Annotated in this window: 27 protein-coding genes and 1 pseudogene; 15 read left to right on the top strand and 13 right to left on the bottom strand. The window is 56.5% G+C overall.

Annotation, left to right across the window (positions count from 1 at the left end; translation table 11 throughout):
* Positions 1–28 precede the first annotated feature (28 nt).
* Positions 29–679 (top strand): hypothetical protein, encoded by a 651-nt coding sequence (locus tag OH491_RS28000; RefSeq protein WP_342751159.1) that lies wholly within the window; start codon positions 29–31, stop codon positions 677–679.
* Here OH491_RS28000 and OH491_RS27995 read toward each other — a convergent pair.
* Entirely contained in the window at positions 669–1,181 is a 513-nt protein-coding gene (locus OH491_RS27995) for a hypothetical protein (protein WP_342751158.1), read from the bottom strand. The genes OH491_RS28000 and OH491_RS27995 overlap by 11 nt on opposite strands.
* 178 nt (positions 1,182–1,359) lie before the next feature.
* On the opposite strand from OH491_RS27995, the gene OH491_RS27990 reads away from it, so the two are divergent.
* Positions 1,360–1,629, top strand: a complete 270-nt coding sequence (locus tag OH491_RS27990) for a hypothetical protein (protein WP_342751157.1) — start codon at positions 1,360–1,362, stop codon at positions 1,627–1,629.
* A gap of 296 nt (positions 1,630–1,925) precedes the next feature.
* Here OH491_RS27990 and OH491_RS27985 read toward each other — a convergent pair whose 3' ends face one another.
* The 4 genes from OH491_RS27985 to OH491_RS27970 all read right to left on the bottom strand — a co-directional run bounded on the left by OH491_RS27985 (position 1,926) and on the right by OH491_RS27970 (position 5,090).
* On the bottom strand, positions 1,926–2,303 hold the full coding sequence (locus OH491_RS27985; protein WP_342751156.1) for a hypothetical protein: 378 nt from the start codon (positions 2,301–2,303) through the stop codon (positions 1,926–1,928).
* A 679-nt stretch (positions 2,304–2,982) separates the two neighbouring features.
* The gene (locus OH491_RS27980; protein WP_342751155.1) at positions 2,983–4,098 is read right to left on the bottom strand and encodes a hypothetical protein; all 1,116 of its coding nucleotides are present in this window, start codon (positions 4,096–4,098) and stop codon (positions 2,983–2,985) included.
* A complete protein-coding gene (locus tag OH491_RS27975) occupies positions 4,076–4,450 on the bottom strand; it encodes a hypothetical protein (protein ID WP_342751154.1) in 375 nt (124 codons plus the stop codon). Before OH491_RS27975 ends, OH491_RS27980 begins: the two co-directional genes overlap by 23 nt.
* Before the next feature lie 352 nt (positions 4,451–4,802).
* The gene (locus OH491_RS27970) at positions 4,803–5,090 is read right to left on the bottom strand and encodes a hypothetical protein (protein ID WP_342751153.1); all 288 of its coding nucleotides are present in this window, start codon (positions 5,088–5,090) and stop codon (positions 4,803–4,805) included.
* 269 nt (positions 5,091–5,359) lie between these two features.
* Here OH491_RS27970 and OH491_RS27965 point away from each other — a divergent pair, with 269 nt between their 5' ends.
* Genes OH491_RS27965 through OH491_RS27955 form a run of 3 tightly spaced genes read left to right on the top strand, consistent with a single transcriptional unit; the run spans position 5,360 to position 6,544 of the window.
* Positions 5,360–5,671, top strand: coding sequence for a hypothetical protein (locus OH491_RS27965; protein WP_342751152.1), 312 nt, complete (start codon positions 5,360–5,362; stop codon positions 5,669–5,671).
* The gene (locus tag OH491_RS27960; RefSeq protein WP_342751151.1) at positions 5,652–6,053 is read left to right on the top strand and encodes an AAA family ATPase; all 402 of its coding nucleotides are present in this window, start codon (positions 5,652–5,654) and stop codon (positions 6,051–6,053) included. Before OH491_RS27965 ends, OH491_RS27960 begins: the two co-directional genes overlap by 20 nt.
* Entirely contained in the window at positions 6,002–6,544 is a 543-nt protein-coding gene (locus OH491_RS27955) for an AAA family ATPase (RefSeq protein ID WP_342751150.1), read from the top strand. The genes OH491_RS27960 and OH491_RS27955 overlap by 52 nt, the downstream gene beginning before the upstream one ends.
* On the opposite strand, the gene OH491_RS27950 is transcribed toward OH491_RS27955, so the two are convergent.
* Positions 6,534–7,598, bottom strand: coding sequence for a hypothetical protein (locus OH491_RS27950; protein ID WP_342751149.1), 1,065 nt, complete (start codon positions 7,596–7,598; stop codon positions 6,534–6,536). The two genes, OH491_RS27955 and OH491_RS27950, sit on opposite strands and share 11 nt — an antisense overlap.
* Positions 7,599–8,567: 969 nt before the next feature.
* Here OH491_RS27950 and OH491_RS27945 point away from each other — a divergent pair.
* Positions 8,568–8,744, top strand: a complete 177-nt coding sequence (locus OH491_RS27945; RefSeq protein ID WP_342751148.1) for a hypothetical protein — start codon at positions 8,568–8,570, stop codon at positions 8,742–8,744.
* A gap of 213 nt (positions 8,745–8,957) precedes the next feature.
* On the opposite strand, the gene OH491_RS27940 is transcribed toward OH491_RS27945, so the two are convergent.
* The 3 genes from OH491_RS27940 to OH491_RS27930 form a co-directional block, all read right to left on the bottom strand.
* Entirely contained in the window at positions 8,958–9,353 is a 396-nt protein-coding gene (locus tag OH491_RS27940; RefSeq protein ID WP_342751147.1) for a hypothetical protein, read from the bottom strand.
* Positions 9,350–9,586 carry a hypothetical protein gene (locus OH491_RS27935; RefSeq protein WP_342751146.1) on the bottom strand — a complete coding sequence of 79 codons (237 nt, stop codon included), beginning with the start codon at positions 9,584–9,586 and terminating at the stop codon, positions 9,350–9,352. The genes OH491_RS27940 and OH491_RS27935 overlap by 4 nt, the downstream gene beginning before the upstream one ends.
* 247 nt (positions 9,587–9,833) lie before the next feature.
* Positions 9,834–10,319 (bottom strand): hypothetical protein, encoded by a 486-nt coding sequence (locus OH491_RS27930; RefSeq protein ID WP_342751145.1) that lies wholly within the window; start codon positions 10,317–10,319, stop codon positions 9,834–9,836.
* On the opposite strand from OH491_RS27930, the gene OH491_RS27925 reads away from it, so the two are divergent.
* Complete coding sequence (locus tag OH491_RS27925; RefSeq protein WP_342751144.1) at positions 10,296–10,529, top strand: hypothetical protein; 234 nt, start codon at positions 10,296–10,298, stop codon at positions 10,527–10,529. The two genes, OH491_RS27930 and OH491_RS27925, sit on opposite strands and share 24 nt — an antisense overlap.
* On the opposite strand, the gene OH491_RS27920 is transcribed toward OH491_RS27925, so the two are convergent.
* The gene (locus OH491_RS27920) at positions 10,526–10,831 is read right to left on the bottom strand and encodes a hypothetical protein (protein ID WP_342751143.1); all 306 of its coding nucleotides are present in this window, start codon (positions 10,829–10,831) and stop codon (positions 10,526–10,528) included. The genes OH491_RS27925 and OH491_RS27920 overlap by 4 nt on opposite strands.
* Before the next feature lie 390 nt (positions 10,832–11,221).
* Here OH491_RS27920 and mobF point away from each other — a divergent pair, with 390 nt between their 5' ends.
* The 8 genes and pseudogenes from mobF to OH491_RS27885 all read left to right on the top strand — a co-directional run bounded on the left by mobF (position 11,222) and on the right by OH491_RS27885 (position 15,700).
* Entirely contained in the window at positions 11,222–11,653 is a 432-nt protein-coding gene (gene mobF, locus OH491_RS27915) for a MobF family relaxase (protein ID WP_342751238.1), read from the top strand.
* Positions 11,650–11,979, top strand: coding sequence for a relaxase domain-containing protein (locus OH491_RS27910; RefSeq protein ID WP_342751142.1), 330 nt, complete (start codon positions 11,650–11,652; stop codon positions 11,977–11,979). The genes mobF and OH491_RS27910 overlap by 4 nt, the downstream gene beginning before the upstream one ends.
* Entirely contained in the window at positions 11,955–12,359 is a 405-nt protein-coding gene (locus OH491_RS27905) for a hypothetical protein (RefSeq protein ID WP_342751141.1), read from the top strand. Before OH491_RS27910 ends, OH491_RS27905 begins: the two co-directional genes overlap by 25 nt.
* Before the next feature lie 219 nt (positions 12,360–12,578).
* A pseudogene (locus OH491_RS28400) lies at positions 12,579–12,875 on the top strand (hypothetical protein); the annotation flags it as partial.
* 112 nt (positions 12,876–12,987) lie between these two features.
* Positions 12,988–13,476, top strand: a complete 489-nt coding sequence (locus OH491_RS27900; protein ID WP_342751140.1) for a hypothetical protein — start codon at positions 12,988–12,990, stop codon at positions 13,474–13,476.
* 1,035 nt (positions 13,477–14,511) lie between these two features.
* Positions 14,512–14,754 carry a type II toxin-antitoxin system Phd/YefM family antitoxin gene (locus OH491_RS27895; RefSeq protein ID WP_084442761.1) on the top strand — a complete coding sequence of 81 codons (243 nt, stop codon included), beginning with the start codon at positions 14,512–14,514 and terminating at the stop codon, positions 14,752–14,754.
* Positions 14,751–15,011, top strand: coding sequence for a type II toxin-antitoxin system VapC family toxin (locus tag OH491_RS27890; protein WP_342751139.1), 261 nt, complete (start codon positions 14,751–14,753; stop codon positions 15,009–15,011). Before OH491_RS27895 ends, OH491_RS27890 begins: the two co-directional genes overlap by 4 nt.
* Before the next feature lie 434 nt (positions 15,012–15,445).
* On the top strand, positions 15,446–15,700 hold the full coding sequence (locus tag OH491_RS27885) for a hypothetical protein (RefSeq protein WP_342751138.1): 255 nt from the start codon (positions 15,446–15,448) through the stop codon (positions 15,698–15,700).
* Between the two features lie 314 nt (positions 15,701–16,014).
* Here the strand turns inward: OH491_RS27885 and OH491_RS27880 are convergent, their stop codons facing one another.
* From OH491_RS27880 to OH491_RS27870, 3 genes are all read right to left on the bottom strand, one after another.
* Complete coding sequence (locus tag OH491_RS27880) at positions 16,015–16,326, bottom strand: hypothetical protein (RefSeq protein ID WP_342751137.1); 312 nt, start codon at positions 16,324–16,326, stop codon at positions 16,015–16,017.
* 1,020 nt (positions 16,327–17,346) lie between these two features.
* Positions 17,347–17,829, bottom strand: coding sequence for a hypothetical protein (locus tag OH491_RS27875; protein WP_342751136.1), 483 nt, complete (start codon positions 17,827–17,829; stop codon positions 17,347–17,349).
* A gap of 91 nt (positions 17,830–17,920) precedes the next feature.
* The gene (locus OH491_RS27870) at positions 17,921–18,379 is read right to left on the bottom strand and encodes a hypothetical protein (protein WP_342751135.1); all 459 of its coding nucleotides are present in this window, start codon (positions 18,377–18,379) and stop codon (positions 17,921–17,923) included.
* Positions 18,380–18,388: the final 9 nt, after the last annotated feature.

Here is an 18,388-nt window from a genome sequence, read left to right as displayed (position 1 = left end):
AGTGCCTTTGTATATAAAGAACGGTATCGTGACCCAGTTGATGACCAATTGCAGCAGGAGTTCATCGCCAGCAGTATCATATTTTAAGCGCTCCGATTCCGATGTCCAGGCCGGTGGTGACAAACAGGCCTTTTTATCAGGCCGTCTTCATTCTTTTCGCTGTCAAGCAATTCGTCCAGTTGGCGCTGCTGCTGTTGAGGGTGTTCAGAACCACGCTGATTTTGAAACCGTCTGTCTCGGCGGCGAGCGTATTGGCCGGCCAATAAAGAGGTTGGTCACGAGCGGCCTCCATACCGGAATGGAAACGCTCATCAGGACGCAGAGGAAATCTTCCCTATTCCGGCCAGCACCGCGGATGGCGAGCTGCGGTTTTCCAGACGTGATTATAATATCCGATCAAGGTGACAATGAAGGCTACTCCGTAAATCCAGAAGCGTATGTTGCCCTCGAAAACCGTCTCGAAGGTAGGAGGTATTTCAATGGTTATGTCAGGGTTCATTGTCTCGGATTCCGGGACTGCCTTAATGCTATTATCTACTGTATTCAATATATTGAAATCGGGCAACAACACGTCGGCGACGATGATGGCGGCGAGAATGGCGGCAAAGATCAATATATAGAGCCGGAACCAGGCCCAGAGGTAGGCCCGGTAGCCTTTCCAGCTATAATTACCAAATAATCTCCTGAACATTGAGTTGATTGCGCTGGTTGCTCACTTCCTTGTCGTTGGATTCCTGCACCTGCGTTTTGACCTCGTTTTCCTTTGCAGCTTGGGTGTCATTGATGGTCTTTTGGGCTTGCAGGTAGGCGAGGACATCCCGGTTTTGAGCTTGCAGATTCACCAGACGCACCTGCAAGGACTCGATTTTGCCGGAGTTTTCGTATTCCTGCTGATCGATGCCCGGACGCATCATGCGTTCGTAGGTTTCGGCAATCTCCGTATTTATTTCGCCCATTTCCTTGGCCGTGTTTTCGAGGGTTTCCACGGTCTTTTTCGCAACCTTCTCAAAATTGGTTTCCTTGAGGATTCTATCGGCATTCACCGGAACTTGCTTGCCGAAGGCGTTGCGGTTGACGATGCCTCGCTGGCCGTAGTCAACCTCAAGGGCCACGCGCGGCTCGCGACTCCAGTCCTTGGTGAGATTTTCGGCACGAAGTTTGAGCGATTTCGCATCATTCACGACCTTGGCCCAATCGCCTATCGTGGTTCGCAATGCGTTCTGGCCGTCGAGCAGCTTTTTGCTTTCTCAATCTGCTCGATCTGCTGCTGTCATCTTTTCATATTTAAGCACCTCCTCGGACCACGCGCCGCGGTCTCCAGCTTGGTCTCGATGTATGGCGTAATTCGACGGGTCGAACGTGATCGCCGACGCCGAAAATCGCGAACGATTTCGGCGCGAAGACAGGCAGGCGGTTGCCAAGGCAACGGTAATGCGGGCGGCGTTTTTCATGGTGAAACGGGTTGTGGATTACTGGGCGGAAACTTTGATATATTCAGTGGTGGGGTTGATTTTGACGCCATTGATGACGCGCGGGCGCGGCGAAAGGTATCTCGATGGAATTGTCCTCCGGCTGAGTCCGGCACCGGCCTCAAATCCGTTCTGCTGGGCGTTCTGGATAGCCGCGTAGGTGACATGGGCGTTTTGGGCGCGCCCTGCTCAGGCAAGGGCCAGCTCCTCCTGCTTGCGTTTTCGTCCTGAGTGCGGGCGTATTCGGAGATGCCGATGGCCGTGACGCCGCCCGCCAGCGTCCAGTAGGGATTGCCGTTGCTGAGCTGATTTGCGGTGAGCCGCCGGCGGCCCGGCGAACGTGGTGTTGACGAGGCGGTTGACCTGGCTGGACTGGCAGCCTGCCAAAGCAGCGGCGAGAAGGGCAGGAATGAGGGCGAGGAATTTAGGCTGCATTTTGATCGAACGAGTATTGGGTTATGCCGGAGATCGGCGGGATTGCGGAGCGACTGAAATAGCAGGCTGACGAGTAGCGTTTGTTCGGCGGCATGTTGAGTGGGATGGGGAGTTTTCGACGCTGTCGCGCATCCCGTCCGGCAACTGGATGCGGGCCGCGAACTCCTTGAACTCCTTGGCGTCATCGTGGCGCGTGATGAGCCATTGGCGGGTGTTGTTGAGCAACGTCGAGACCTCGATATGGGCGATCTGCGCGAAGTCTTGAAGAATGAAGGCGAATACGCAGTTGTATTTCGCGAGCTGGGCGGAAAGCTCGAGCGCGAGCTTGGCACCGCTCGGCATTTGGACGATGCGGGCAAGCTCCTCCATCGTAAAGCGCTTTACCAGCTTGCGCGGCATCGTGACGATGCGCTGGCGGATGCGGCCGGTGATGTTTAACGCAATGGCCCGCGCAGCGCGAGGTCGTTGTTATCGGCCTTGGCGAGTTCAAAGTGCACGACGCGGCCGTCAAACCGGCGGTTGGTGTAGCCGTCGAACAGGGGCCGTATTCCCCGGTCGCGCACCAGTTGTCCATGAGCGAGGCGAGTTCGGCGACTTCGCCGCTGTCGTGCTCGCCGGGCCGCAGCCGCAACAATTCAGTGAGTTCGGAGTGAAGCGGGTATTGCTCGGTCGTGAACTTGGAAAGGCATGGCGCTCGTGCGCGGTCTGCGGATCTTTGATGAAATGGGTGATTTCGCTTCGCTGATCTTCGACATGAACTCCAGCACTTCGCCATCGTTCGCGGCGATGCGGTCGCGCAGATGGACGTAGGCGTCAAAAGCGTATCGTCCGGGGTCATGCGCTGCCTGTGCCACAAATGAATGGCTGTCGCCTCGCGCTGCGAGGCCCGGTTCCTCGGATTCTTCCTCGCCCATTCCTCCTGTGCCTCGCGGTAACAGATGTTGATGTAGTAGGCGAGGTAGGCGCGCCGCCGCGTGTTGAGCCGGGCATCGCCGGAGTCGCCAGCAAATGGGTCGCCAAGCTGATCGCGTAGGCCAGATGCTCAGGATCGAGCGGTGCACCCATCGTATCCAGATAATTAATACTTATATTCCCGCTCTTCTGGATGACGATGGGCTTTTCGCCGTGGTCCGTCGTGTAGTTGGTGTGACGCGCCCTCCTCGACCATGACGTCGTAGTCGAAGTAAGGGCCGGTCTGATAAAGAAGATTATTGTATTTGACGCTTTTGCCCGAACGGCTGCCGCCAGCGACGCCGGTGCTCTGCACCGGCCGTTGACGATAAAGCGCACTCCGCAAAGCGCGCGGTCGGAGGACAGCCAGAGAGCCTGGGCATTGGCGAGATCGCCGGTAAAGCTCGCGGAGAAGGGAATCAGATTGGCGACATGCTCGTCGGCAAGCTCTTGTCGCGGGCGTCATAGGGATGAAAACAGTTGCCCGGGAATGTCGCAAAAAGTTTCGAGCGTGGTAACCTCGAGGTGCGTGTCGTAGGCGCGCGCGCTCTTGATCGAGGTGATGGCCTGCTTCAACGCGCTCATGTCCGCCGCCAGCTTGGACTCGTCGGTATTCCAGACGCGGACCACGAAAAGCGTGCTGAACAGGCGCGTGTGGCCCTCGCCGAGTTGGGACACGGCGTGCCTTTTGCGCTTGATGGTGTCCTCGCGGATTTGGGAAGTCGTCGTTGCCGTCCGCCCCTGCGACTCCAACTCCTGGGCCTCGGTTTTCGCGCATCATGATTTGATACGTGTCCAGCGGCTGCAAGTTGACCGTGATCTGGTAATTCAGGAGCGAGGTTTTGGTAAGGTTGTTAATCATGCCCTCATAGGTCTGAGAGCCGATATTTTGCAGTATAAGCAGCCCGTGGTAATGGCCGTCCATATACATTCTTCCAATATGGTCGGTATTTATGTCCGATGTCATGCAGTTGCGGGCGATGGAAATCCTGTCGTTGAACTGCACGTTGGCATCGGCGAGCCATTCGTTTGAATTGGGATTGAAAAAGAGATAGGTGTGGAGCTGGTGAGCGCGCTTGTTCATCGGCTCCACGTTCACGCCGTCGCCAAAGGCCAGTTTGATTTCGTTGTAGTGCTGGTCGTATTGATTCTCGAATTGTTTCAGAATCGCGCGGTAGTAGCTTTCGCCTTCCTTGCCGGCCAGCGTCGGCGGCGCGGACTCAATCTGTTGCGAGACGAACAAAACCAGATGCTCCCGGCGAAGCTGCTTCTCCTGAGCATTCTCCGGAAATAACGGGCGGTTGACCCTGACTTTTTTTCAGCGGGATTTTTTGCCTTCGCGGTGGCCGCCCATAAGCATCGAGGGCCTTGCTGTAGTCCGCATTGCAGCACCATTGGAACTGAACGCGAATATTGAGCGCTATGCTCTGGAGGTATTTTACGATGTCTTCATGGCATTTCGCCGCCGCGGCGTCGCCGGCGCCGCGCAGATCGGGCGGGTTATCACAAAACCTCTCGTGATGGTCGCATTTTTTGAATGCGCCCCACACAATGAAATCATTGATGAAGTAACCGTTGGGCGGGTGGCGATTCATTCTAAATCAATGGGGATGGCTCGGAGATTTTGCCGAGTTGGACCGTGGTGCGTCCGACAATCCGGCTTTCCAGCCAGTCCCGCAAATAGCGCTTCGGTTTTCCCATGATGAGGGTAAAATGACAAGCAGCAGCAGCGTGTTTGGCAGCAGGAATATGAAGATAACCGCCAGCCAAATGTTAATTTTCATCACTATAATAGAGACGAAAGTTAACATGACAGCTCCCATGAAGACGCCGGTGAGCGCGGCGAGCTGCGCCGGCGAAAATCCACCCATAGGGTGCCCTTGGTTTGATGCCCTGCGTTAGTTGGCCGGTAGGTGGGCATTACTTGAAGGAGGTTGCGACACCGCATCAGCACCGGCAAAGATGTAAAAGATCAAGGAGACAAAAGGGCCGCCGATGGCGAATGTCCATACGATGTAAAGGCGGCCTTGCTGGCTGCCGGATTCGAGTTTTAGTTCCGGCCCCGACAAAATACGCGATCAGGGCGACCAAGAAGCTAATCGCAATAATGATTCCGGCGATCTTCCCAATGCCCTCCTTCAAGTCTTCAGTCGATTTCCATTGGGTCTGCGCGAGGATGGACAAGTCGAGCGCTGCGTGATAAGTTTTGGTGATGAAATATAGTATTGAGTTCATGATTGCAATTCGCACATTGGCCTAATAGCCCAAACTGACAAGCCTAAACTTGCCCTCAAAATCACATGCCTAGAACTGTCCGTATATCTCCCTTTGTCTTCGATCTCACCCGGCCTTGAGCGCCAAACTGGAAGAGTTGGCGCTGGCCTGCTCGATGCCGTCCTCAACGTCACAAGCGCCTCTGTCGTGCGTTCGTTGATTGCCAATGCCCAAACGGGTGTGGAGTTTGTCGGCATCGTTCGGATGCAGGCGGAAAAGGAAAAGATCGCATGGCTGGAAAGCCGCCGCTCAAAAAGACCTCGTCTCAACAATCGGGAAAGCGCAGTCGCGCCTACCCCGTGGAAATGCCGGAGGAGATGAAGCTGCTCAACGAGCTGGCAAGCAGCTCGGCTATCAACATCAGCGACATCAGCACGGCCGGCCGCATCAGTTGCGGCTGCATCGTGCGCGCGCTCATTGCGAGTGCGTCCGCCACCCCTGACTTCATCATCAGTGTCCGCCAGCAGGCGATGCAGGAAAGAAACTCCTGGCGCGAGAAACGGCGGCAATACCGTAAAAGAAATGAATCTGGACAAGATTGACCTCGTGAACGGCTTCATGCCGTGGATTTCGGAACGCATCAAGGGACAACCGGAAGTGCTCGCCGCGCTCAATGAGCATCTGGCTTGTAGCGAACTCGGTTTGACCGACCCGCTTTACGTCAAGGGTGGTTTCATGTTCGTTGGCCCGACCGGCGGGAAAACCGAGGTCACGCTATGCCTGACCGATTACTTCGCCGACGGGAATCTCTGCAAGATGAACATGTCGGAGTTCAAAACGACTGAAAGCATCATGGAACTTCGCGCGCGCCTCACCAAAGCCCATATGGGGCAATGCCGAGTGTTCCTGCTGGATGAAATCGAGAAAGCCCATTGGGAGGCTATGGATTTGCTGCTGGGCATCCGGACAAAGGAGCCGAGCTGACCGCCGCCGATGGCAGGCTCATCAACTTTACCGATTCCTATTTCGTCATGACCTCGAACTTGGGCGCGAAAGAAGCAATGCGTTCAAGAACGAATAACTACACCTCGTTCAAGAACACGGTCTTGCAGTATGTCACGCTGGCTATGCGCCCGGAAATCATCGGACGGCTGAGCAAACTTGGCGGCATTCATGTTTTCCGTCGCTTGGGCGAGCCGGAGCAACGCGCTCTGGCGGGATTTCACATCAAGCGCGTGCTCGAACGCATGGCCCGCCATGGATGCCACCTCGAACTGTCAGAGTCCGCCTTTGAATACATCGTGCGCAACGGCTACTCGGCCGAGTATGGGGCGCGCAACATGGAAGGTGTCATCATGAAGGCGATTCAAGAGGCGGTGAGCACAGCGGCACGGGTGCGGCAGCAAGTCAGCGGACGGCTGATCGAGAACCCGGATAGCAATGGTCTGACCATCGTCCGGTGGCCTAAATTTTGATGCCGGGGTTTTGTCTCGGTCCCTGCTTGTGAAATTCAGAATTTTTGGACCTTGGGAAGCTGCGCGCAATCAAGGTCGAGGGCAGGGCGGGGATAAGTCGAGTTGGAAACGTTTGCCGGCCTGCAATGCGTTTCGGGATGTGATGATGTCGTTGAGCGTATGCAGTTCGTTCACCAGCGCACGTTCGGGACAGACGCCGGCGCGCACTTCGCGCGCGCCATGCAGGTAAAGCCTGCATATGGTGACGAGCGGATGCGTGCCGGAGATCGTTTCGCGTGGTGCCATCGAACCTTTTGTTATCAAGCGCGCAAAGATTGCCGATCTTGGCTTTCAGCAAGGTCAGCGGGCTTGGAACGCGGGCGTTCACGCCCGGGAGCATTTCGATGGTGACGCCGCCGGACAAGTCGGCGTGGTTCACGCCCAGGACGCTGCGCAACACATCCACCTCGAGCAATCCGCCGGGGACTCCTTGAGAGCACGGCGGCAATGGGATTTCTGGCGTCGGGATTGACACGGATTTGCCAGCCGCGCCGCTCCGCCAGTTTTGGGCGAGGGCGACGTCTCCAACAATGTCCGCGTCGGTGCTGGTGAACGGCGCCAATCGCAGTAATTCCGGGCTCTGGTCGCGCATCACCTCGGCCCATAAGTTGACCGCCTGGCCGCCTACAATGAGAGGTTTTGACTGGTCACCGAAAAGATCGGCGAAGGCCTTTGGTTCAAAATCGGGCATTACAAGTGATAACTCACGACACGCGGGCGAAAGTTTTTGGGAAGCGGAAAGCCGAGCATTCCTCCTGAATTTGAGCCGGTGTTTTGAGGCCAAGCTCAATGCGCGCGGCATCATAGCAACGATTGGCGCTTTTGCGTTCCCACACTTGATCGGCGAAAGACAGCCCCTCAAGCGCACGCGGCGCGGCAGCTCGGGGTTGCGCCGGAGCAGCGTCTTGAAATACTCAATATCCCGAGTCGGTCTGGCTTGGACTGTGTTCATGGTAAGGCTTTCGGGATTCTGGCTGTTGCTCGCGCTCAACGGAATGCTCTCGGCGGGAATCATTCGCGCTTTGCATTAGTTTTCGCAGGAGCCTTGTCATGGATTTGAAAGTAGGAAAACCTAAGCAGAACGCAATAGTTGAGAGGGAATTTGTGTTGAAAGCATGGCGGAGCGAGCATGACGGCGCTGCGCGCCGAAGGGCGGCCCGTAGGCCGCGGCACGCACAGGAGGGCCCTCTCCCGGGAGAGGGGAAGGGCGGGGATGGATTGGGAGCTGGGAAGATGTGCCGGCGCTGCCGGTTCAAGGAAGGCGTGGATGACGGGCGCCTGACCGGCCCGTGCGGGCCCGGTCGGGGATTTTCAGGCTTTGCGCCAAAGGCAGGGGATGCTGGCGGAGGAAGCGCGGCTGCGCTTAATCCTAAATTCATAGATTCATAAATTATGAATCATGACGGACGCAGCTCGCGACGTGGAGGACATGGAATGAATCTCAGAAAATCTGAGGCGATTTCGCATCTGTGATAATCTGATTATCAACCCGCGTCCTTCCAGTTGCAGAATGGCGTTCAGCGCCATATCCATGACTTCTGAATCAAGATTGCTCAATTGGATTGCGTGGAGACCCAGTTCGGATCTGCCAATCTGGACATGCTCAACCTTGGCCGAACATTGATTTACATGGTGCCAGACCGAATCCATCCGGTTTCGGGCAATGAACCGTATCATCCGGGATCTCTTCAATCGACTGATTCCAGTCATAGACTTTTAGATTACAGGGGCCTGCCATTTCCGATGCTGATCCCGTGATTGTCGGTAAAGGGCTGCAAAGTGATGCGACTGATCTGCGTTCCAGAGATAGAGACGCCGGGACCAGTTGAACAGTCCGGCAATCGGCGCATATTGAAGCGGGTCTCAAACGACCTGATGTTTTCCTGCCAATGCGCCTCCGTTTGAAATCCGATAGCACCGTCCTCTCGCAAAACATGATAGGCGAAATCGTGCAGGGAACGGCGAGGACCTGACTTTCCGCCGCATGAGCCGTAAAACTGCCCCACCGGAATGCGAATATCGGAAGCTCCACGGTAATGTGAATCAAGGATTCCATGACCTGCATGAGTTCGGTGCGCATCGGGAAGTAATCAACCGCCGTATAATTGGCCATCTGCCAGACGGGATCGCTGGTAAAATCCTGATCGCCCAGTGGCAATAATCCGATGGGGTTTTGAACTGTTCAACCAACTCCGCGAGAAGTCGCTTTTGGCGGCACCGTTCACCCCATCTTCTTAAAGACAAATTCACCATGCGGCAAAGATCGCGCGCGCGACCAATGTCAGCAACGACTTTTGCACAAGCCCAACTCGTGCCGATGACGGCGAACCACGCGGTCATCGGCGTCGAGAACCTGAACGTGCGTGGCATGGCGTTAAACTCCAAAAATCCGTTTCCAAAACATGTAGCGGAAACGCGGCGAAATCTTCCGTCCGTCGTCGGTTCTCGGATACAAGTAGCCCTGCGTCCAGCGGCCCTCGACGTGAAAGATGATCGCTCTGAACTTTGGCAGTCTGGTGAAAATGCCCGTATGGAAAATATGACGCAGTTCTTGACGGACGCTGGTCGTGTTATTCATGGCGCCGAAGCTCCAGCTCTTGTCGCGCTGCCATTCCTTGCCAAAAACATTTGCCGCCATTTCACGGCCGGTCTCATCGCGAATCGCGCCGATGACGTGATTGTTGAGGTTGGTAAAGACAACCTCGGCGATTTCCTTTTTCCCGTCCAGCGGCGGCAGCGCGGACGAATAGCTTTGCATCGCCAGAATCAAGGTGCCCCGGCTTCACGGATTTTATCCAGCGTGTTATGATCTGCGAGCCCTTCCTCGGAGCATAGCAGGCTGTTCTGGCCTTCGTCGGCAAGCAGGATAACCGGTGTCAGTTTGGCGTGTTCCTCTTCGCTGTAATCGTCAAAACGCCGTAGCAAATGGTAGTAGCCTGCGAGTTTGAACCACGCGGTGATGTAGCGGCGCTGCGAAAGGTAGGCCTGCGGAATTGAGGGCAAAGGATAAAGCCTTTATCGACGCAATCCAAGGTGACGTTCGGCGTATCGGACGAAAAACATCGCGCAACTCATCGGTTGCGTAAGGGGCAAGATAAAGCTCGGTAGTCGATTTGATGCCTGATTTTTCTTCCGGTGCTTTTTGTCGAAGGATGCCCAAAACTCAAAAGCTCCGCGCATCGTTCCGACTCGGACGCCTTGAGCTGCAACCTCTCGTGCCTCGTTATAGGTCCGATCATCCGCGATGAAGTCATATGCATCGGCGAGTGGGGGTGATGCCAATGGCGTCGAGCGTTTGAAAAGGTTCGAGATGGTTTTCGACCCTGATTCTTAAAAATGCGTTATTGGTTTTCTGCCCGCATGCAACTGCGGTGTCGATGACAAGCTGCGCGTAAGTGTCCCAAGGAATAGTCCGGTCACCGATGAAATTCATCATATGGGTGATCGGTATGTCCAAGTCTCGACCGCCTGCGTGGTCGCAAAACGATAAGTTTTTCAGGGCGCTTGAATGCCTTGCAAATCTTTCCCAGCACCGGTGAAAATTCGCCTTTTCGTCTATCGCAATGCAGCCGAAGTTCGGAATCGTGACCATGAGCTGGCTGAACATCGTGCGGATGACGCCGGCGGTCTTGCCGTGGCCGGAGCGTTGGACAATGCACCAGTGCGTCAGGAACTCATCGAGCGTCCACGTCATGCCGAGCATTTTCAGGACATGCCGCCCGCCTTCGTCCGGCATATCGACTTGCGGGCCGATGACATTGCACAGTTGCAGGAAGCCGACAACGGCGGCGATGCCGGCAACCCAAGGCATGAAAACCAACGCTGTCACGCTGCCGCCGAATGCGAGCGCGCAAACGCAAAGATATTGGGCGCGGTCGGTATTCATGCCGCGCTGTCCGCTGCTTTGCCCTGCGCGGCTTCCTTGGTTTCTCAAAGGCAATTTTAAAACTTCCGAATCTCCTGCTCTGAGGTCACGATCTTCGGTTCAATTTTGAGGCTGTTTAATTGCTCGGCGATTTTCAGATAGCCGAGCCCGTAGGTTTCGCGCATCTGGCGTATCTGGTCGGTGAGTTCGGCAAGAATGGTGCCGATGAACGGATTCTCCTGTTTTTCTGCAACTCGCTGAGAACGTTTGCGAGTTGAGCTTTTGCGGTTTTGACACGGGCGGCATCTTGGATGGCGCCTGTGGAACTGAGGTTTGGGATTGTGCCTTTGGTGTTTGGATTCATCGGGATGAAAATCAGACATTGGGCTAATAGCCCAAAAGACTAATTTCCCCTATGCCGCGCGGCTTTGTAGCCGGCGCGCAAGCTGAGTCTTGCGCGTCTGAGCGCCGTTTAGGCCTCTGTGACGTGCGCAGCACGTTACTTATGCGCCAGCATAAGGAGTAAACTGTCCAGTATTGCAAAATGGCGAACTGCCATTTTCATTAAAGCGGCTCATTGCCGCTCATGGTCACGCCAAAACCCAACTGAATCTTACCAACGCGAAGGAATATTTCAAAAGCACCTCGCGCATGGGGACTATTACACCGAAAAAGAGACTATCGCCGGCGAGTGGATAGGAGACGGTGCGGAGCGGCTTGACTGAGCGGTGCCGTGAGCGAAGCGGAGTTTCTACGCCTCTGCGAAGGCCTGCATCCGAAACGGGCGAGCGCCTGACCGCTCGAAAAACACCACGCGCGTCGTCAACGGCGTGGAGCAATCAAACCGGCGCGTCTTTTTCGATTTCGTCTTCCGTCCGCCAAAGAGCATTTCCCTCGCGGCGCTCTGTTTTGACGAGCGGCTTGTCGCGTTGCATAAGGAGGCGGTGGACGCGCTGGCCGAGTTGGAAAAATACGCGGCGGCGCGAGTGCGCAAGAAGGGCGAACAGGGCCATCGCACGACCGGCAACTTTGTTGCCGCGCTTTTCTGCCACGATACCAGTCGTGCGCTCGATCCGCTCCTGCATACCCATGCCGTGATTTTTAACGCGACCTTTGACGGCGTCGAAGATCGCTGGAAGGCCCTCGAAAATCACGACATGTATCGTGCGCAAAAACTCGTGAGCGCGGTTTACGATGCAAAATGACCGGGCTTAACCGCCTTGGCTACCGGCTGCGGTATGACGGCGAGCACTACGAGCTGGAAACCGTGCAGCGCGAACTCATCGAAAAATTCTCCAAACGCCGCGCTCAGATTGAGGCGATGGCTGACGAACAGATGTCGCGCCAGGATGCCGGCGTTAACCTCTACACGTTGCGCGATCGCATCGCGCACGATCATCGTGCGCGAAAAATCAGCGATGCGAACGCCGACACGTTGCGGGCGGACTGGCTGCGGGAAATGAACGCCGCGGAGCGCGCTCGCCGTCGGCGCTGCCGCAACCTCCGTTGCTCGACCAAAACGCGGCGCTAGAGCGCGCCGTGAAGGTCGCCCATGATCTCACCTTTGAGCGCAAAAGCGTGGTTAAACGCAGTGAACTTGAGGCCGCGATACTTCGCGAAACATTCGGTTCCGGCATCAAGATCGAATCGGTCCGCAGCGCGCTGGCGCGCGAAAATTTCGCCGAAAGTGCCGATGGTGGCGAACTCGCCTCGCGTGAAGGACTGCGGCATGAGCTGTCGGTTTTGACCGCGGCAAAATTGGGGCGCAACCGACTGCCGCCGCTGAAAAAATTCGACGTCGCCAAGACGTCGCTCGATGCCGAGCAATGCGAAGCGGTGCGCCTGATCGCGAACAGCCGGGATTTCATCACGCTTTGCGGCGCGGCGGAACCGGGAAAAGCTACACGCTGAATTTCGTCGCCAAGGCCGTGCGGGAAACGGCCGCACCGCTGGTCGTCCTAGCGCCACAGACCTCGCAAGTCCGGGACTTATGCAAGGACGGACTTGACGCGCACACGCTTGCGAGCGTGCAAAGCATTCGGACGGCGCCGTCGTCATCCTCGATGAAGCCGGACAGGTCGGAGCGCGGCAGATGCATGACCTCGTGCAGAAAGTCCGGCTGCGGCCGGCCGACTGATATTGTCGGGAGACACCCGCCAACATGGCGCGGTCGAGGCGTCCGACGCACTTGTCACCATCGAACGATATGCCGGCCTCAAAGCGGCGGAAATCCGCACCATCCGCCGCCGGGACCCGCGCGGCGAGCGAAAAGAAGCGGCTCGCATTGCCTCCTACCGGGATGCTGTTTCTGCGGCAAGCGAAGGCGACTGGCGAAATCGCTGCGTCTGCGTCAGATCGGAGCCGTCGAGGTGGTCCACGAACACAAACGCGTTGCCGCGGTTGCAGCTGCGGTCGTCGCCGATCTGAAAGAAAAAAATAGCGTCCTCGCTGTGTCGCAAACACGCGCTGATGCCGCTGCGGTCAATGAGGCCATTTCAGCGGCCTGCCTTGAAAATGGCCTCATAAAAAAGCGCGCCTGATGGATACGCTCGTTCCGAAAGACATGCTTGCGGCCGAGAAGCGCCTCGCTCGCTCCTACCGTGTTGGCGACGAGATCCAGTTCATCTCGAAATACGGCGCCAACCGCGCCGGGGACCTGCGCAAAATCGTGCACATTACCGAGGGCGCCCTGCTCTTGGAGCCGCGCCGGCGAGGCCAAGGCTGCGCGGCTCAGCCTCAAATATGCCGAGAAGTGGAACATCGTAAACCGGCGAAAACGTTGCTCGGCGTTGGCTCGCAAGCTCGCAAGTGCAGCTCACGGCAACGTCAACGGCAAGGCCGTTGGTGGAGAACGGTCAACGGCGAAATATGCACCGTCACACGGCTTTTTCGCAACGGCGGCGTCGCCATCCGCGATGGCGATGGCAATTCAAAAAGCTCGCGCCGCACCAGATGGTGTTGCTCCCCGGCTATTGCGTCACCTCCTACAGCTCGCAAGGCAAAAGCGTTGAATCCGTGGTTCTTCTGACGCCGGCAGCGAGCTGGCGACGCATAAAAAAGGGTGGTATGTTTCGATTTCTCGCGGACGCCGAAAATCAAAATTTTCACTCCGTCCGCAAAGGATCTGCTCAAGCGCATCCACAACCCCGGTGAAGACAAACTTGCCGTTGAAATGCCCGAAACTGCCGCCCGCGCGCGCGAAGGCGCGGCGCTTGTGCAGCACCTTCACTCTCCACTCTCGCCGCAAAACCATAGCCAAAAAGTCACGCAAAATCTATGAACCCAAACCCGCCACCGCCGCGCCGGCGTCGTCCCGGCTGAGCGCGAAATTCTCATTAAAACCGAGCACTCCGCTGCCACGCCGGCGCCCGCCTCTGCGAATGAGTCACCCAAGGAACTCTGCTTCCGGATCGACACTGACAACCGGTATAGCGCCGAGTTTCAACTCGCCTCCGGCGAAACCATTTCCCTGCCGTATCACCATTTCAGCTTCGCCTTTGGCTCGGCCGACGGGCAAACGCTCAAGATAAAGTTCTGGTCGCATCTGGTGACCATTACCGGCCGCAACCTGGCGACGGTCAAAATGCGATTCGATGCGCGCATAATGTGACTGTAATCGAAGTGGAGGAACACTTTCAGAGTCTTTACACGGGAAATGATGTATTCATTTCACGGATACAAATTGAGGAAACGAAGCAGGACCAAAACGCCGGAAAAAGCCTCCACTGAGGAGGCCGCCCCTGATGCCGACGATTTCGACGATGGAAGCGAGGGCTGAAAACACGAACAGGAAACCAACGCTCCGCGATGGTTTCTCTCGCGCCAAAGGCGCAATTCACTTTCCTTTGAAAGTCAGCACTCGCTTACGCTCGTCGCCAAAAGAACAGAGGCCTCATTGCCGGCCTCTTTCGCGCCTCCTTCGGCGGCGCGAAATTCACCGCTAGGATTTTCAGGGCCGACGCCAAAGGCATGGAATCCTGATACTTATTCTCAAGAGCAAGGGTATATCCATCCGTTGCCAATTTGGCTTGCACGTGCTCAACAAGGGTCCATAATAGCTATTATGACTAAAACCGTCACTGCATTGGAAATGAAAACCCGCCTCGGCCGGTATCTGGCCGGGGTGGAAAGCGACGCGATGGAATATCTGATCACGCGGCACGAGAGGCCTGTTGCGCTGCTCGTGCCTGTGCGGACAGGCAGAGGAACGCGGGCGGCGGCGCTCCGCCGCCTCGCAACCGGCTCCGTGCGCCGTAAGGCGGACAACTGGACCACCAAGCAACTCATCGAGGCGGGCCGCAAATGAACGTTGTCTTGGACGGAAGTGCGGCGCTGACGATTTTGTTGCCGGACGAGCGTGGCGGCAAGGCTGCGCCCTCAATCTTGAACGCCCTCAACGAGGCGGAGGAAATACACGTCCCCGCGCATTGGTGGGTTGAGGTTGCAAACGGGGTGCTCATGGCCGAAAGGCGCTCGCGCCTGACCCAGGCGGAGAGTGCCACGGCATTGGAAGATGCGCATGAGCTGGAGCCGGCGACGGACAGGAAAGCGGCGCGCGGATAACACGTGATGCGCTGGCACTGGCCAGACTGCATTCGTTGACCGCTTACGATGCCGCCTATCTGGAGCTGGCGATGCGTCAAAAAGCCAGGCTGGCGACGATGGACACCGCGCTAAGGCATGCGGCGTTAAAAGCCGGGGTTGCAATCATACCCGCGTCTTCGCATAAAGTTAGCTGATTCTCCACATCGACAATGCGATTGACAGAAGAGCAAAAAGAGCAAAGGGCGTTTATGTCGCGGCTTCCCCGGCAGGTGCCTGCATACGGCGCAAGCCGCTATCGATTGGTGTGACTGGACCGTGGCAGAAACAAAGAAGGCGCTCGTAAAGGCAGAGGAATACCTCGCTGTGTATCGGCCTGACGCGAAACTATCACCCCTTCGGGTGGTATTGAGGCCCACCGGCGTCCGGCGATGGAAATGCTCCATTTGGAGGTCTTGCTCAATACGGAATGGGCGACGAGCGTCACTTTTCTCTGCTCCGGCGGCTACCATGTTGGAAAGGATTACAGGCATTCGCGGGACCACGCGATGCACGTGCCCGACATGTCGGAGGCCCTTCACCTTGCCGGAATTATCGTGCGGAAGCTCGGGATCAAGAAAATCGAGGTGGGTTACAGCCTCGACAAGCTTAACATTGGCAAGCGTGATAAGCTTCGCGCTGGCTTGATAGCTCGTCTTACCAGTCAATAATAAGACATTGTCATAGAACGATTTACGCGCACAATGTCCGTTATGTCTAATTGAAAGTGGGCCAAATCTCAGTGCCTGTTACTGGGTCAATTTTAACTGCCTGCTGACACCGAGATAGGCCACGGTGCACGCCGGCGTCGGTGGTCAGCGAGGCCAGCCGCCCGGTGGTCGCATTCGCGCTGTACAATTGCTTGCGGAAATCGCCGAAAGATCGGCGGCCGCACCAGTGTCGCCGCTAGGCTGTTCGCCCGGCGCGGTGGATGGGCGCGCGTGAAGCCGGCTGCCGCGACGTGGCAGCGTGGCAAGCGATTCGGCTAGTGCGACCAATTCGCCGCCAATGCGCAAGGCGGCGTCCGTGTTATCTGGGCGATATGCCGGGCAATCTCGCCAAGGTCGCGCAATGCGGGCGAGAGAGGATTACGCGGTAATCCACTGGCGGAGATTTTGCGCACGTCCTCGGCCGGCACACCGCCCTCGTCGGCGAGCGAACGCTCGGCCTCATCAATGGCCGCGAGCATTGCCGGGGTCTCCGGCCAGAGCTTCAATTCGAGCCACGCGGCGAGCTGGTGCTGCGCGTCGGCAGGCAACCTCTCGATGGCGGCTTCGATTTCGGTCATAGTGGACATGGTGCAATCTAACAAGGCTTCCCTTTCAGGCAAGCCTTGAGGCCTTTCATGAATTCATAGATTCATAATTTATGAACCAGCGCCGACCTTCAAAAAGAGGCGCGCCTTTCGGCGCGCCACCGGCATTTCTGCCTTTGTCGGCGTGCAGCTTATGGGTTGCTTCCCAGCAGAGCCCAATTTTAGCACGCATCCTGACAATGTGGCGTTGGCCGAATCATCACAAGTTCAAAATACCGACGCGCTTTACGCAACAATCTGAATCATGCTCCGCATGACCAAAGGGCTTGCCCTTTGAAACCCAGGGCCTCATTGCCGGCCCTGAAACCCGCTAGGATTTATACCGCTCAACGAGGAGGCCAAAAGTCGCCTGCGGTGAATCAAAAACCGCCCACGGTGAGGTAGGCGGTTTTCGGTGGGACCGTAGGCCCCTCGGCGTCCACGCGTGCGGGTCGCTTCCAGCGTTGCCCGTCCTGGGATGCATTTGAAATCTGCGAATTACAGCCGCCTTTGTCAAGCAGGGGTGTCCTCCCCTGCCCTTTGGGGGTGGAGGCCCGTTGGCGTGCATGTAGCGGCGCGGAAGCGCGGGTCTGGTGGTGATGGCCTCCTCGTTGAGCGGTATAAATCCTAGCGGTGAATTTTTCGGGGCCTTTGGCGGTGTTTGGGTGGGAAGCGGTTATGGCTGATCGCCAAAGGCCCCGAAAAAGAGGCCGGCAATGAGGCCTCTGTTTTGGTGGCGGCGGAGCCGCTGCTATTATTTTCCAAAGGAAGGGGAATCGAGCGAAGCGAGAGGGAAACCATCGCGGAGCGTTGGTTTCCCTTGTAAGGTCGGCGAAGCCGTTGCACTTTGGGGGCCGCGGGGCGGAGCGAAGCGTAGCCGCCGACGGGGAAGGGTCTGGGAGAACCAAACACGGTCGAAAAACGGGACCAACTCCCTACCCTTCCCTCTGTCTTTTATTATTTTCTTGGGATAAGAGGGATAAGAGGCCATCGGCATTTTATTAGGAAATGATAATAAACTACTTACTGAGCATTTTCCATGTAATAGCGGGAACAGTTCCCCATGCCAACGAATAGCGGGAACAGTTCCCCATGCCCGCTCAAAACGGAATACTTCCCCGAAAACGGGAACAGCTCCCTGCCCTGCTCTGAAAACGGGAACAGCCCCTGCCTGCTCCAATAACGGGAACACTTCCCTATTTCGCAGAAGACAATATGTAAAAAACGGAACACTTCCCCTAATAACGGAACAGCCCCCTGTTTTTGCAGCGAAAAGCGGAACAGATCCCCTATGCCCTCACGTGCTTTCATTCTTCTCTGAGTCCACCAACTTTTGGTCTTTTGCGTCGCAACGATCATGTCCTCCACGACCTCACCGGAGATCCAGAGATCCCATACGGCATCGATGATGGGTTTGCGTCCACGTCCGCGAGCGCTCGTGTCATAGCGGATTTCCTCGTCATAGCCGTGTTTTTCTTTGTCGCGGACCGCGGTAAGAATCCGCATCTAAGCATGTCCGCCCAAGCTTGGCGGCACTCGCGCACGTTGTTGCGCAAATTCACGTAGCGGGTCATGGTGCTGTTTTCGAGGATGAATTTCAGCGAGATGTTGTAGGGCTTGGCACTTGAAAAACCAAAAAGCCTTTCTCCACGGTCGTGTAGTAATGGGACATGCGCTGGTAAGTCCAGCGAGCCAGAGGATGCTTCAACTGCATCAGGCGGCCGTAGTGGATTTGACGATAGCCTTTCTTGCGGAGCGCGCCGATGAAAAGCGGATGAAAGGTAATGACCGCAAGCGAGCGTTCGCTATCGGTCTCATTGATGCCGTAACCGTATCCCAGAAGACCGACCTCGGGGCTGATGCGAACGCTGCCCTGCTTTATCTCGATGCGGCATTCCGACAGGATTTGGAGAGCTTCGTGAATTTCTTCGAGCTTCCAGCCGTGCCCGGCTTCGATGCACCTAGCGCGGATTCGGCTAAGCGAGCATCGCAACTCAACCTTGGTTTGATTGGCCGCCTTGATTTGGTGCAGGATGTCAGGGCTGTCGATGGCCATTTTGGTTAC

Source organism: Termitidicoccus mucosus, from assembly GCF_038725785.1.
In the GTDB taxonomy this organism is placed as follows: Bacteria; Verrucomicrobiota; Verrucomicrobiia; order Opitutales; family Opitutaceae; genus Termitidicoccus; species Termitidicoccus mucosus.
This window is presented reverse-complemented; position numbering and strand designations above follow the sequence as displayed.